The organism is Kitasatospora sp. NPDC057223 (genome assembly GCF_042669755.1).
Classification (GTDB): Bacteria; Actinomycetota; Actinomycetes; order Streptomycetales; family Streptomycetaceae; genus Kitasatospora.
In genome coordinates this window covers 1-13,004 of record NZ_JBHUWW010000065.1, presented here as the reverse complement: position 1 = coordinate 13,004, position 13,004 = coordinate 1, and the positions used below count along the sequence as shown (strand labels likewise).

The 13,004-nt window shown below is 74.7% G+C and carries 15 protein-coding genes; 10 read left to right on the top strand and 5 right to left on the bottom strand.

Features of this window, described 5'->3' with window-relative positions:
* Window positions 1-48 precede the first annotated feature (48 nt).
* Together ACFUK0_RS22545 and ACFUK0_RS22540 are read left to right on the top strand one after the other, a co-directional pair.
* Entirely contained in the window at window positions 49-339 is a 291-nt protein-coding gene (locus tag ACFUK0_RS22545; RefSeq protein ID WP_380252932.1) for a DUF1416 domain-containing protein, read from the top strand.
* Between the two features lie 177 nt (window positions 340-516).
* Window positions 517-792 carry a DUF3099 domain-containing protein gene (locus tag ACFUK0_RS22540; RefSeq protein ID WP_380252930.1) on the top strand — a complete coding sequence of 92 codons (276 nt, stop codon included), beginning with the start codon at window positions 517-519 and terminating at the stop codon, window positions 790-792.
* A 28-nt stretch (window positions 793-820) separates the two neighbouring features.
* Here the strand turns inward: ACFUK0_RS22540 and ACFUK0_RS22535 are convergent, their stop codons facing one another.
* On the bottom strand, window positions 821-1,183 hold the full coding sequence (locus tag ACFUK0_RS22535; protein ID WP_380252928.1) for a DsrE family protein: 363 nt from the start codon (window positions 1,181-1,183) through the stop codon (window positions 821-823).
* Between the two features lie 302 nt (window positions 1,184-1,485).
* On the opposite strand from ACFUK0_RS22535, the gene ACFUK0_RS22530 reads away from it, so the two are divergent.
* The 3 genes from ACFUK0_RS22530 to ACFUK0_RS22520 all read left to right on the top strand — a co-directional run bounded on the left by ACFUK0_RS22530 (window position 1,486) and on the right by ACFUK0_RS22520 (window position 3,679).
* The gene (locus ACFUK0_RS22530) at window positions 1,486-2,070 is read left to right on the top strand and encodes an FABP family protein (RefSeq protein ID WP_380252926.1); all 585 of its coding nucleotides are present in this window, start codon (window positions 1,486-1,488) and stop codon (window positions 2,068-2,070) included.
* Between the two features lie 171 nt (window positions 2,071-2,241).
* A complete protein-coding gene (locus ACFUK0_RS22525; RefSeq protein ID WP_380252924.1) occupies window positions 2,242-2,706 on the top strand; it encodes a Fur family transcriptional regulator in 465 nt (154 codons plus the stop codon).
* A gap of 10 nt (window positions 2,707-2,716) precedes the next feature.
* Window positions 2,717-3,679 (top strand): YgfZ/GcvT domain-containing protein, encoded by a 963-nt coding sequence (locus tag ACFUK0_RS22520; RefSeq protein ID WP_380252922.1) that lies wholly within the window; start codon window positions 2,717-2,719, stop codon window positions 3,677-3,679.
* A 25-nt stretch (window positions 3,680-3,704) separates the two neighbouring features.
* Here the strand turns inward: ACFUK0_RS22520 and dtd are convergent, their stop codons facing one another.
* Complete coding sequence (dtd, locus tag ACFUK0_RS22515; RefSeq protein ID WP_380252920.1) at window positions 3,705-4,145, bottom strand: D-aminoacyl-tRNA deacylase; 441 nt, start codon at window positions 4,143-4,145, stop codon at window positions 3,705-3,707.
* A 476-nt stretch (window positions 4,146-4,621) separates the two neighbouring features.
* Here dtd and ACFUK0_RS22510 point away from each other — a divergent pair, with 476 nt between their 5' ends.
* The 3 genes from ACFUK0_RS22510 to ACFUK0_RS22500 all read left to right on the top strand — a co-directional run bounded on the left by ACFUK0_RS22510 (window position 4,622) and on the right by ACFUK0_RS22500 (window position 6,640).
* Entirely contained in the window at window positions 4,622-5,290 is a 669-nt protein-coding gene (locus tag ACFUK0_RS22510; protein WP_380252918.1) for an ABC transporter substrate-binding protein, read from the top strand.
* A 62-nt stretch (window positions 5,291-5,352) separates the two neighbouring features.
* Window positions 5,353-6,312: an asparaginase gene (locus ACFUK0_RS22505; protein ID WP_380252916.1), complete on the top strand. Its 960-nt coding sequence runs from the start codon at window positions 5,353-5,355 to the stop codon at window positions 6,310-6,312.
* Window positions 6,313-6,424: 112 nt separating this feature from the next.
* Window positions 6,425-6,640, top strand: a complete 216-nt coding sequence (locus tag ACFUK0_RS22500) for a dodecin (protein ID WP_380252914.1) — start codon at window positions 6,425-6,427, stop codon at window positions 6,638-6,640.
* A gap of 16 nt (window positions 6,641-6,656) precedes the next feature.
* Here ACFUK0_RS22500 and ACFUK0_RS22495 read toward each other — a convergent pair whose 3' ends face one another.
* From ACFUK0_RS22495 to ACFUK0_RS22485, 3 genes are read right to left on the bottom strand one after another with little or no spacing between them, the layout of a single operon-like run.
* Complete coding sequence (locus ACFUK0_RS22495) at window positions 6,657-7,472, bottom strand: heme ABC transporter ATP-binding protein (RefSeq protein ID WP_380252912.1); 816 nt, start codon at window positions 7,470-7,472, stop codon at window positions 6,657-6,659.
* Window positions 7,469-8,596, bottom strand: coding sequence for a FecCD family ABC transporter permease (locus ACFUK0_RS22490; RefSeq protein ID WP_380252910.1), 1,128 nt, complete (start codon window positions 8,594-8,596; stop codon window positions 7,469-7,471). Before ACFUK0_RS22490 ends, ACFUK0_RS22495 begins: the two co-directional genes overlap by 4 nt.
* The gene (locus tag ACFUK0_RS22485) at window positions 8,593-9,606 is read right to left on the bottom strand and encodes a hemin ABC transporter substrate-binding protein (protein WP_380252908.1); all 1,014 of its coding nucleotides are present in this window, start codon (window positions 9,604-9,606) and stop codon (window positions 8,593-8,595) included. Before ACFUK0_RS22485 ends, ACFUK0_RS22490 begins: the two co-directional genes overlap by 4 nt.
* A gap of 182 nt (window positions 9,607-9,788) precedes the next feature.
* On the opposite strand from ACFUK0_RS22485, the gene ACFUK0_RS22480 reads away from it, so the two are divergent.
* A complete protein-coding gene (locus ACFUK0_RS22480) occupies window positions 9,789-11,291 on the top strand; it encodes an HtaA domain-containing protein (RefSeq protein ID WP_380252906.1) in 1,503 nt (500 codons plus the stop codon).
* A gap of 41 nt (window positions 11,292-11,332) precedes the next feature.
* Window positions 11,333-12,973 (top strand): HtaA domain-containing protein, encoded by a 1,641-nt coding sequence (locus ACFUK0_RS22475; RefSeq protein WP_380252904.1) that lies wholly within the window; start codon window positions 11,333-11,335, stop codon window positions 12,971-12,973.
* Window positions 12,974-13,004: the final 31 nt, after the last annotated feature.

Here is a 13,004-nt window from a genome sequence, read left to right as displayed (position 1 = left end):
GCCCAAGTCAGGCATTGCCCCTCGCGGGGCTGTTAAGGAGAGATCGACATGTGTGGTGCGAAGGCCGGCGGTCCGGACCTGGCAGGAGTTGACGTGCAGAAGGAGACGATCATCCAGGGCTCGGTGACCCGCGACGGCGAGCCGGTCAACGGCTACGTCCGTCTGCTCGACGAGAGCGGCGAGTTCACCGCCGAGGTCCCGACCTCGGCCACCGGCCAGTTCCGGTTCTTCGCCCGCCCGGGCAAGTGGACGCTGCGCGCCCTCATCCCCGGCGCGACCGTCGACCGCGAGGTGGTGGCCTCCAAGGGTGCCTCCACCGAGGTCGCGATCGCGGTCTGATCGATCGATCCACCCCGAGGGCCCTCCCCCCGACGCCGGTCGGGGGGAGGGCCCTCGGGCGGTTCCGGGCTCGGGGAGCCTGCGGAGCGGGCGGCCTGACGGCCCTTCGGGGCCGCCGTGCCGCCGCGACTGCCGGGGGGGCTGCCCGACCGGGGCGCCCGGTCGTACCGTGGAGGTGTGCAGGCACACCAGCGGCATGTCCGCTACTTCGTGATGATGGGCGTCTGCCTGGGGCTGTTCGTCCTGGCCTGGGGCGTGGTGCGCTTCGTGTCGGTGCCGGCGGCGATCGGGATGTGCGTGGTCGCGATGGTGATCCCGCCGCTCGCGGCCGTCTTCGCGAACAAGCGCGACCCCGAGGACGACTGGTGGAACGACCCGCGCTGGGACAGCCCGAAGTGGGACGAGCCGGGGCACGACCGCGACCGGCCCGACCACGAGGAGAAGCCCCGGTAGCGGCTCGGCGGGGCCCACTCGGCGGGGCTCAGTAGACGAGGGCCTGCACGCCGTCGGCCATGATCTCGGCGACGAAGACCTGGGCGCCGGCGATCCGCACGCCGTCCACGGTGTCCTTCTGCCCGATGCCGCGCCGCGCCGCGCACTGGGTGCACAGGGTGACGGAGCCGGCCACCAGGACCGAGTCCAGCAGGTCCGGCAGCGGGGCCGCGTGCGGCAGCTCGAACTCCGCCGCGCGGCCGGGCAGCGCGAACCAGGACGACTCCCCGGTCAGCCAGAGCGACACCTCCACCCCGCTCGCGACGGCGACCGCCGCCACCGTGAACGCCTGCGAGCACCGCTCCGGTGCGTCCGCGCCTGCCGTGACCTTGATGACCAGCTTCTTCGCCATGGGCGACACCCTAGGACACCCCCGGGGCAGACACGGCCGCGACGTGGTGGGCCTCACCGAGACCGGCCGATGGGCGGCGGATAGACTCGCGGGGTCGTATCCGCCCGCTTATTGCCCCTGTCGCCGCAATGGGAGTCACCGTGTCCGCTCTGGAATGGTTCTTCGACGGTCTGCTGGCCCTCATGGCCGTGCTGATCACCTGGTTCGCCATCTTCTCCGTGATGAAGCTGTACCAGGGCCAGCGCTGACCCTCGCTGCCGTACGGTTGATTGCGTCCCACACCGCCGACAGTGACCAGGAACATGATCGAGATCCCCTCTGACCTCCACAAGGACGTCATCCCGCTCGCCTTCCTCCTCGGTACCTGGGAGGGCGCGGGCGTCTACGACTTCCCCGGTGCCGAGAAGTGCAACTTCGGCCAGGAGATCGTCATCCGGCACGACGGCCGGGCGTTCCTCGAATTCCGCTCCCGCAGCTGGGTGCTGGACAACGAGGGCGAGAAGGTCCGTCCGCTGGAGAACGAGCACTCGTTCTGGCGGATCACCAGCAACCCGCACGGCACCAAGGGCGCCCGCGGGATCGAGATCTCCTCCGTCCGCGACGACGGCACCGTCGAGATCTGGTACGGCGAGCTGGCCGACGGGAAGCCGCAGATCGAGGTGAGCACCGACGCGGTCGCCCGCATCGAGGGCTCGGCGCCGTACTCGGGCGGCAAGCGCCTGTACGGCTTCGTCGCCGAGGAGCTGCTGTGGGTCGGCGAGAAGGCCGCCCCCGAGGTGCCGCTGCGCCCGTACATGTCCGCGCAGCTCAAGCGGGTGCTGAGCCCGGCGCAGCTGATCAAGGACATCAACGACCTGCCGGACGACGGCATCGCGTTCTTCCGCTGACCGCACGCCTGACCGCACGCCTGACCGCCCGCCCGGGCGCATGCCCGGCCGCGTGCCCGGCCGCACCGCTCGACCGCACGCCTCGGCGCACGCCCGCGCGCACACGTAGGGACCGACCCGTGGTCGGTCCCTACACTTGTTCCACGACCTCTACTCGGCAGGGACAGCACTGTGGCGGACACCGGCACCACCGACAGGCACCTCTCCGGCGACTGGAAGGCGGACCTGCGCGAACGCGGATACCGCCTCACCCCGCAGCGCCAGTTGGTGCTGGAGGCCGTCGACGTCCTCGACCACGCGACGCCGGACGCGATCCTCGCGCAGGTCAGGCTGACGGCCAGCGGCGTCAACATCTCCACCGTCTACCGGACGCTGGAGCTGCTGGAGGAGCTCGGGCTGGTCTCGCACGCCCACCTGGGCCACGGCGCGCCGACGTACCACCTGGCGGGCCGGCACCACCACCTGCACCTGGTCTGCCGGGACTGCGAGAAGGTCACCGAGACGGACACCGCGATCGCCGAGCCGCTCATCGGCAGCCTGCGCGAGCAGCACGGCTTCGACACCGACCTGAAGCACTTCGCCATCTTCGGCCGCTGCGCCGACTGCACCGCCAAGGCCGGGCAGCGCGAGTCGTAAGCTGACCGGTATGAAGAGCCCGCTGCTTGCCCTGCCCGGTGCCGTCCCGTCCGAGGGAGCCGACGAGGGCGTGGCCGCCCACTACGGCGACATCTTCCGTGAGCAACGGCACCTGGCCGAGGGCCGGGGCTTCGTCGACCTCTCGCACCGGGGCGTCGTCACCGTCACCGGTGACGACCGGCTGACCTGGCTGCACCTGCTGCTGACCCAGCACGTGAGCGCGCTGGCGCCGCAGCAGGCCACCGAGGCGCTGGTGCTCTCCCCGAACGGGCACGTCGAGCACGCGCTGTACCTGGTGGACGACGGCTCGACCACCTGGGCGCACGTCGAGCCGGGCACCCAGCAGGCGCTGGTCGGCTACCTGGAGAGCATGAAGTTCTTCTACCGGGTGGAGGTCGCGGACGCGACCGCCGACTACGCGGTGGTGCACGTCCCGGCCGGGTCCACCGCCTCCGCCGAGGGCGCCGCCGCCGTCCGCGAACTCGCCTACGGGCGCGATCTGTTCCTGCCGCGCGCCGAGCTGGCCGCGCTGACGAAGGCGTACGGCCCGGCGGCCGGGATGTGGGCGTACGAGGCGCTGCGGATCGAGCAGCACCGGCCGCGGCTGGGCTTCGAGACCGACCACCGGACCATCCCGCACGAGGTCGACTGGCTGGCCACCGCCGTGCACCTGAACAAGGGCTGCTACCGGGGGCAGGAGACGGTCGCCCGGGTGCACAACCTGGGCCGGCCGCCGCGCCGGCTGGTGTTCCTGCACCTGGACGGGACCGAGGAGTCGCTGCCGCCGCACGGCGCCGAGGTGCACCTGGCCTCGGACCCGCAGGGCCGCCCGCTGGGCATCGTGACGTCCTCGGCGCGTCACCACGAGCTGGGGCCGATCGCGCTGGCCGTGGTCAAGCGCAACGTGCCGGTGGACGCGGTGCTGCTGGCGGGCACGGTGGCGGCCGGCCAGGAGGTCGTCGTCCCGCAGTAGTGCCGCGGCGGCGGTGGCCGGGGGCTCAGATCTCCACGACGACGGTGAACGGGCCGTCGTTGACCAGGGAGACCTGCATGTCGGCGCCGAACCGGCCGGTCTCGACCTTGGCGCCGAGGGCGCGCAGCTGGGTGACGACCTCGTCGACCAGCGGTTCGGCGACCGGGCCGGGCGCGGCCGCGTTCCAGGTGGGGCGGCGCCCCTTGCGGGCGTCGCCGTACAGGGTGAACTGGCTGATCACCAGCAGCGGCGCCCCGAGGTCCGAGCAGGACTTCTCACCGCCCGGCTCGCCCCCGTCGAAGATCCGCAGGCTCCAGAGCTTGCGGGCCAGCTGGGCCGCCTTGGCGGGGGTGTCGTCGTGGGTGACGCCGACCAGGACGCACAGGCCCGGGCCCTCGATCGCGCCGACGCTCTCGCCGGCCACCGTCACCCTGGCCTCGGTCACTCGCTGAACCACTGCTCGCATGGGCTCATTCTGCCGGAGCCTCCCGGCTGCACGGTCGGCGGTGGCCGACCAGAGGCGTACGGATGCATTGAGGGGCGTATTTCGCCCTGGCGCGCGCCGGGTGGTGTGCGCGCACGCCCCTGGCGCAATCGATCTCTCGGCAGAACCTGCTGGTCGTATCAGCCACCCCCGTTCGCCAGGGGGCCGTTCGGGTGGCCGGGCGGTGCGCGGGCGGCGGGCGGGGTGGCACGCTGGTGGACGGTAGGACGGTCCGGGGCGCCATGGCCCGCCGCGACGGGCCGGTTCGGTCATGTGATCGAACGACCGGACGAACGTTCTGCCGGTGTCGCCCCCGGGAGTGGCATCGGCGCCCGGCGGGAACTCCCGGGGGCGCCCGGACGTGCTTGCACACGGCACGCCAAGGACGGGACCGGACACGTGGCACACGAGAAGTGGCGCGAGCGGGCGGGATCAGGACAACGGCAGGTGGTTGGTTGATGGACGCGAGCAGCGCGGTGCACGGTCGGTCCGGCAAGGCTCCGGGCGGCGCGCGGGGCGGGGGCCCGGCGGCCGCCGATCCGGCCGTCCCCGGGGCCGTCCCGGCCGGGGCCGCGGCCCCGGAGCCGCCGGCCATCGGACAGCTCGGCCTGGCGCAGTTGCGGACCCTGCGCCGGGACGCCCAGGAGCAGGAGGCGGACCTCTCCTACCTGCGCCGCCTGCTGCACGGCCGGATGGACATCCTGCGGGCCGAACTGGAGCGCCGCCCGGCGGCCGAACTCCTGGCCGGCGCCACCGGTCCGGCCGGCGCGGCGGGCGGTGACGCCCGCGCCCTGCTCGACCGGCTGCCGGCCATCCTGACGGACGCGCCCTCCACCGTCCGCAGCTCGGCCCGCCACGTCACGCTCGGCCCGCCGCGCGGCGAGCAGTACCAGGTGCAGGCGGACGCCCTGATGGGCGACGTCCGGCTGGCGGACCTCGCCGCGCACCCGGCCGAGGACCTGCTGGCGGCGCTGGAGCGGCTCCGCGCGCACGAGCGCGAGGTGTCCGGCCGGCGGCAGATCCTGCAGCGCACCACGGACGACTGCAGCGCGGAGATCGCCCGCAGGTACCGTGAAGGGGAAGCACGGGTCGACGACCTGCTGGCGGGCGGTTCCCTGGCGGAGTAACCGGAGCCCGGGGCGGGGGCGGCGCCCGGGCACCCACCCTCACCCCGGAAGGCACCACCCCCATGCCGCAGTCCGCTGCCCCGACCGTTCTCGCCGAAGTCATACGCTCCGGTTTCACCGAGGGCCGCCACCACGGCTCCCTGGTGCTGCTCGCCGCCGACGGCTCGGTGGAGTACTCCCTCGGCGCTCCCGACGCCCCGGTCTTCCCGCGTTCCTGCGCGAAGCCCTTCCAAGCGGTGGCCACCCTGCGGGCCGGTCTGGAGATCGACGGCGAGCTGCTGGCACTGGCCGCCTCCAGCCACTCCGCCGAGGAGTTCCACCGCGACGGCGTCCGGAAGATCCTGGCCTCGGCCGGCCTGGACGAGAGCGCCCTGCGCACCCCGGCCGACCTGCCGCTGGACGAGACCGAGGCGGAGCTCCACCTGCGGGCCGGCGGCGAGCGGGCGCCGATCCTGATGGACTGCTCCGGCAAGCACGCGGGCTGGCTGGCCGCCTGCGTCGCCAACGGCTGGGACACCGGCTCCTACCTCGCCCCCGCCCACCCGATCCAGCGGCTGGCCCACGAGGCCCTGGAGGAGGCCACCGGCGAGCGGCCCGCGGCCGAGGGCGTGGACGGCTGCGGTGCGCCGCTGCTCGCCGTCTCGCTCACCGGCCTGGCCCGCGGCTACCGCTCGCTGCTGCTCGCCGGGCCCGGCAGCGCGCAGCGCCGGGTGGCGGACGCGATGCGGGCCCACCCGGAGTACGTCGCGGGCACCCGGCGCGCCGACACCTGGCTGATGCGGGCGGTGCCGGGGGCGCTGTCGAAGATGGGCGCCGAGGCCGTCCAGGTGGTCGCGCTGGCGGACGGCCGGGCCCTGGCGTTCAAGATCGAGGACGGTGCCGAGCGGGCCCGCGGGCCCGTCCTGGCGGCGGCGCTGCGCCGGCTGGGTGTGAGCACGCCGGACGGCACGGTGGAGCGGATCGGCGCGGCCCCGCTGTTCGGCGGCGGTGTGCAGGTGGGCGAGGTCCGCGCCGCCCTCTGACCCGCGGCGCCGTCCGCTGACCGGCGGTCCGGGCGTGCGGGCGGTCCGTCCAGGGTGCACGGTGGTGGACGGGGCTGTCGCACGCCCCGTCCCACACCTCACGGAGGCCGTCATGAGCGACCACATCTACCGGGTCACCGAGATCGTCGGATCGTCGAGCGAGGGGATCGACGCGGCGATCCGCAACGGCGTCGACCGCGCCGGCCGGACGCTGCGCAACCTCGACTGGTTCGAGGTGGTGCAGGTACGGGGGCACATCGCGGACGGGCACGTCGCGCACTACCAGGTAGGCCTGAAGGTCGGGTTCCGGCTCGACGACGAGGACTGAGCCGGGTCGGCCGCTCTCAGCCGCGTACGGGCAGCACCAGCGGGCTGCCCGTACGCGGGTGCGCCAGCACCTCCACCGGGTGGCCGTAGACCTGGCTGAGCAGCGGGGCGCGCAGCACCTCGGCCACCGGGCCGTCCGCCACGGTGGCGCCGTCCGCGAGCAGCAGCACGCGGTCCGCGTAGGCGGCCGCCAGCGACAGGTCGTGCAGCACGACGACCACGGCGTCCCCGTCGGCCGCCCGCTCCCGGGCCACCTTGAGCACCAGTTCCTGGTGGCGCAGGTCGAGCGCGGCCGTCGGCTCGTCCAGCAGCAGCAGCGGTGCGCGCTGGGCGAGCACCCGGGCCAGCGAGACGCGGGCCCGCTCGCCGCCCGACAGCGCCGTGTACGGCCGTTCGGCGAAGCGCGCCGACTCGGTCGCGGCCATCGCGTGCGCGACGACCTGTTCGTCCTGGGCGGCTGCCGGGGTGCCGGCCCACGGGGCGCGTCCCATCCGGACCACCTCGCCCGCCGTGAACGGGAACGACAGTCCGGAGGACTGCGGCAACAGCGCCCGGTGCAGGGCGAGTTCGGCGGCGGGGTAGGAGCCGAGCGGGCGCCCGAGCAGCCGGACGGCGCCCGAGGACGGCGGCAGGTCGCCGGCCAGTACGGACAGCAGGGTGGACTTGCCCGCCCCGTTCGGCCCGAGCAGCGCCAGCACCTCGCCCGCGCGGACGCGGACGTCCACCCCGGCCAGCAGCTCGCGCCCGCCCAGGGTCAGCCGGACGGCCTCGGCGGCCAGCAACTCGGCTCCGGGGGAGGGTCGTTCGGGGATCTGTCGGCTTCGCAGTCTCATGCCCAGCCACCCTGCTTGGTCCGGGTCCGGCGCAGCAGCCAGAAGAAGAAGGGGCTGCCGATCAGCGCGGTGAGCACGCCCAGCGGCAGCTCGGCGGGCTGGGCGACGGTACGGGCCGCCAGGTCGCCGGCCACCAGCACCAGGGCGCCGCCGAGGGCGCTGCCGGGCAGCAGGAAGCGGTGGCCGGGGCCGGCCACCATCCGCAGCAGGTGCGGGACGACCAGGCCGACGAAGCCGATGATGCCGCTGACCGCGACGGCCGCCGCCGTCAGCAGCGCGACCACGGTGATCAGGACGAGCCGCATCCGCTCCACGTCCACGCCGAGGTGGCGGGCCGGGCGTTCGCCGAGGGCCAGCAGGTCGAGCTTGCGGGCGTACAGCGGTGCCACGGCGAGGCCGACGGCGGCGAACGGCAGGATCGCCAGTACCTTGCCCCAGCTAGCCTGGGAGAGCGAGCCGAGCTGCCAGAAGGTGACCTGGCTGATCGCGGCGCTGTCGGCGGTGAACAGGAAGATGCCGATCAGCGCGCCGCAGAAGGCGTTGACGGCGACGCCGGTCAGGACGAGTGTGACGACCTCCGTCCGGCCGTTCGAGCGTGACATCGCGTAGACGGCGAAGACCGTCAGCAGGCCGGTGCCGAAGGCGGACACCGTCACCGTCCAGCTGCCCAGCCCGTCCAGGCCGAGGACGATGCAGGCCACCGCGCCGACCGCGCCGCCGGAGGACACGCCGATCACCCCGGGCTCGGCCAGCGGGTTGCCGAACATGCCCTGCATCAGCGCTCCAGCGCAGCCCAGCGAGCCGCCGACCAGCAGGGCCAGTACCACCCGTGGCAGCCGGACGTTCCACAGGACGGATTCGGGGACCCGGTCCAGGGCGTGGCCGCCGAGGCCCAGGCGGTGGCCGAAGGAGGCCAGGATGTCGCCGAGCGGGATCCGGTACGCGCCGATGCCGGCCGCGAACAGGGCGCAGAGGACGAGGGCGGCGGCGAGCGCGGCGGTGACCAGGGCGGTGCGGCTGCGGGCCGTACGGGGTACGGGTGGGGCCACGGCGGCCGGTCCGCCGGGCGTGCCGGCCGCCTCGGTGGTGGTCGCTTCGCTGCTGGTCGCCTCGGTGGTGGTCACTGCGCAGCGCCGTACAGCTGGGCGGCGATGGTGCGCAGCACCTCGGGGGTGCGCGGGCCGTAGCTGAGCAGCTTGCCGTCCTCGACGGAGACGATCCGGCGGTCGAGGCCCGCCGGGGTCTGGGCGACGCCGGGGAGTTTCAGCAGGCCGTCGACGCCGCCGACCGATTCGAGGCCCTTGGTCATCACCAGGATCGCGTCCGGGGCGGCCTTCACCAGTGCCTCGCTGGTGAGTGGCGTGAAGTCGGCGGTGAGGCCGGCGGCGGTGCCCGCGTCCTCGCCGCCGACGGCCTCGATCAGCGAGCCGGCGCCGGAGGCCGCGCCGCCGAGGAGGAAGACGGAGGCGCTGCCGCGCAGGTAGAGGAAGGCGACCTTCGGCTTGCGGCCGGCGGGGGTGAGCGCGGCCCGGGCCTGCTGGAGCTGCTGGTCGGTGCGCTGCTTCAGCTCCGCACCGGCGCCGGGCACTCCGAGGGCCCCGGCGACGGTGTCGATCCGGCTGTCGATGTCGGTGAGCTGCTTGGCGTCGTCGAGGACGATCAGCGGCACCCCGGCGGCGCGGATCTGCGCGACCGCCTCGGCCGGGCCGGTGGAGCGGTCGGCGAGGACGACGGTGGGGTGCAGGGAGAGCACGCCCTCGGCCGAGACGTCGTGCGCCTGGGTGATCACCGGTAGTGCGGCGGCCTGCTCGAAGGTGGTGGAGACGTCCCGGGCGACGACCTTCGCGCCGAGGCCGAGGCTGAAGACGATCTCGGCGAGGCTGCCGCTCAGCGGGATGATCCGCTCCGCGCTGGTGACGGTGACCGGCCGGCCGTCGGCCGAGGCGGTGGTGGCGGGCAGGGCCGGCGTCGGGGGCGCGGCCAGTGGTTCGACGGTGTCCGGGGCGCTCGCGGCCGCGGGGGCCGGCTGCGGGCCGGCGGGTGCGGCGCAGCCGACGGCGGCGAACAGCAGGCCCACGGCGGTCAGCAGCCCGGCGGGCCGCCGGGCTGCCCGGTGTCGGATGGTGCTGCTCAACTGCCGCCCCTTCGATGGGTGTTGCCGCCTCCGCTCCCGAGGTGGGAGGTGGGGCAGCGGTGCTCTTGACTCATATATTAGGTTAGCCTTACCTAGCTTTCGCAAGGGGGTCGGTTTTCGGCCACCCCTCGTCGAACCATGTCTTCCAGCCACGTCCCAGTCCTGCCGAGGAGCGACCTGCCATGCCCCTGCCGCGACGGCTCCGCCGCCTCGCCGCCACCCTGGTGGCCGCTCTCGCCGCCCTCCTGCTGGTGGCCCTGCTGCCCGTCCAGGCGGCCGCGGCCGAGGGGAAGGTGGCCGGCGGCCGGCTGGACTGGGGGATCAAGCAGTCCTTCCTCACGTACGTCACCGGGCCGATCGCCAAGGGCAGCTGGGGCCTGACCGGCGGAGCCGCCACCGTCGGCGGGAGCACCTTCCGCTTCCACTCGGCGACCGGCACCTACGACCCGGAGACCGGCGCACTGACCGCGGCCTTCTCCGGCGGCGTCCACTTCACCGGACACCAGGAGAACGGCGTCAACGCGCTCGACATGACCATCGGCCGGTTCACCCTCCGGGCCGGCGGCAGCGGCGGCGCCGGGCTCTACGCGGACGTCACCAGCAAGGCGAAGGACACCGGCAAGGTCACCACCGCCGGCCAGGCCCGGCTCGCCGACCTCTCGCTCGCGGGTCTCGACCTGCGGGGCGCGGCGGGCACCCTGACGCTGAGCAGCGTGCCCGCGACCCTCACCGCCGCCGGGGCGAGCGCCTTCGGCAACTTCTACACCGCCGGCACCGCGCTCGACCCGCTCACGCTGTCGGTCAACCTCCCGGCGCCGACGACCCCGGCGCCCGCTGCGGCGAGCCCGGCCGCGCCGACGCCCACCGAGACACCCACGGCGACGGTGGCGCCCGCACCGACGGCCACCGCGGCCGCCCCCGCCGGGTTCACGGCCGGCTCGCTCGACTGGGGTGTCCGGCGGACCTTCCGCGACTACGTCACCGGGTCGATCGCCAAGGGCCGTTGGGAGCTCGCCGACGGCGCGGCCGACGGCGGGGCGTTCTTCCGCTGGACGCCGGCCGCCGGCAGCTACGACGCCGCCACCGGAGCCCTGACCGCCTCCTTCGCCGGGACGGTGCACTTCACGGGCATGCAGAGCACGGACGCCCAGGGCAGCGCCGGGTACGGCCTCGACCTGGCGCTCGCCGACGCCGCCGTCAGCATCGCCGACGGCCGCGGCACCCTCACCGCCGAGGTCTCCGGCCGGACGGCGGACGGCGCCGTCCAGCAGCCGGCCCGCGTCGGACTGGCCACCTTCGACGCCGGCTCGCTCAAGCCGGCCGACGGCCTGCTCAAGGCGGTCGAACTGCCCCTGCTGCTCACCGAGTCGGGCGCGAAGGCCTTCGGCGGCCTCTACCCCGCCGGGACCCAGATGGACCCGCTGAGCTTCGCCGTCGCCCTGGACCCGGCCGCCGTCCTCCCGCCGCTCCCGGACATCGGCAGCGCGCCGGCCGCGCCGCCCGCACCCACCACCACCGCGGCCCCGTCCGCCGCTCCCGTCGCTTCCGCAGCCTCCTCGGGCAGCGCGGCGCCGATGGTGGCGCTGGGCGGCGCGGTGCTCCTCGCCGCCCTCGTGGCGGTCGGCGCACTGCTCGTCCGGCGGCGCCGGCGCGCCACCGGCGAGAGCGCCTCCCCGCAGTCCTGACGATCCGTCATCCCGTTTTTCCTCAAAAGGAGTTCGAGTCCATGTCCCGTACCACCGCCCAGCGCCCCGGTCGGCGCAACCGCACCTCCCTGGCCGCGCTCGCCGCCGCGACGATCGGCCTCGGGCTGACCGCGTTCGGCGCACCCGCGGTGGCCTTCGGCGCGGGCCCGACCGAGGTCGTCTACGACACCGGCTCGCTCGACTGGGGTGTGAAGCAGAGCTTCCGCACCTACGTGACCGGCCCGATCGGCCAGGGCACGGTCGAGGTGACCGGCGGGGCCACCCGCAACGCCGACGGCACCTTCCACTTCGGCCTGTCCGGTGCGCGGTACGACCTCGGCACCCACGCGCTGTCCGCCGGATTCACCGGTGGTGTGCGCTTCACCGCCCACGCGGGCCAGTTGGACGTCGCGCTGGCCGACCTGAAGCTCACCACCGCGGGCACCGTGGGGACGCTGACGGCCGACACCGCGTCCAAGGAGCAGATCGGCGGAGCGCTGACCGAGCGCCAGGACGTGCCGCTGGCCACCTTCACGGTGGCCCGCGACACCACCACGGGGGGCGCCACCCCGGCCAGGCTGACGGCGGAGGGCGCCAAGGTCTTCGCCGGCTTCTACGCGGAGGGCTCCGACCTGGACCCGCTGTCGGTCGTGCTGGCGCAGACCCCGGTCACGCCCTCGCCGTCCCCCACGGCGACCGCGTCCCCCTCCGACCCGGCCTCCCCGTCGGCGACCGCCACCGCCACCACCACGGCGACGGCGACGGCGACCGCCACCGAGACCGCCACGACGAGCGCCTCGCCGTCGGCGACCTCGACCGGCTCGCCCACCGCCTCCGCGTCCCCGTCGGCCACCGCCACGGCGACCGGCTCCGCCTCGCCGACCGCCTCACCCACCGCGACCACCCCGGCCGGCGGCGCGCTCGCCATCGTGAACGGCACCCTGGACTGGACGGTCAAGGAGAGCTTCCGCAAGTACCTGGCCAGCCCGGTGGCCGACGGCAAGGTGGAGTTCGGCGGCGGCGCGGCCGGCTACCGCTTCGGCGGCGCCACCGGCAGCTACGACACCGCGACCCACGCGGTGACGGCCGGCTTCAACGGCTCCGTCCGGTTCCTCGGCCACCCGGCCGCGGGCGGCGGCTACGCGCTCGACACCACCCTGTCCGGGCTCGGCGTGCGGATCGACCAGGGCGGCGCGTTCCTGGTCGCCGACGTCACCGCCAAGGCGCAGGACGGCACGAACTCCGTTCTCCCGGCGGTGCGGATCGCCGAACTGGACCTCTCCGGTGCGAGCTTCGCGCCGGTCGGCGGCGTGGTCACGCTGACCGGCGTGCCCGCCAAGCTGACGGCCGACGGCGTGCCGGCCTTCGGCAACTACCCGGCGGGCGAGGCGCTCGACCCGGTGTCCCTCTCGCTGGCCTTCGACGCGGACGCGCCGCTCCCGTCGGCCCCGGCGGGCGCGCAGGGCGGCAGCACCACCCCCGCGGCCGTCCAGGCCGGGAGCACGGGCGGCGGCACCGGTGCCACGCTGACCACCACCGGAGCCGGCGGCGGCGCGGCGCTGGCGTCGACCGGTGCGGGCACCCCGGTGGTGCCGCTGCTCGCCACGGCGGCCGGTCTGGTCCTGCTGGGCGGCAGCACCACGGTGCTGGTCCGCCGCCGCAAGGGTGCGGCGCAGGTCTGACCCGGAGCCGCGAGAAGCCCCGGCCCCGGCG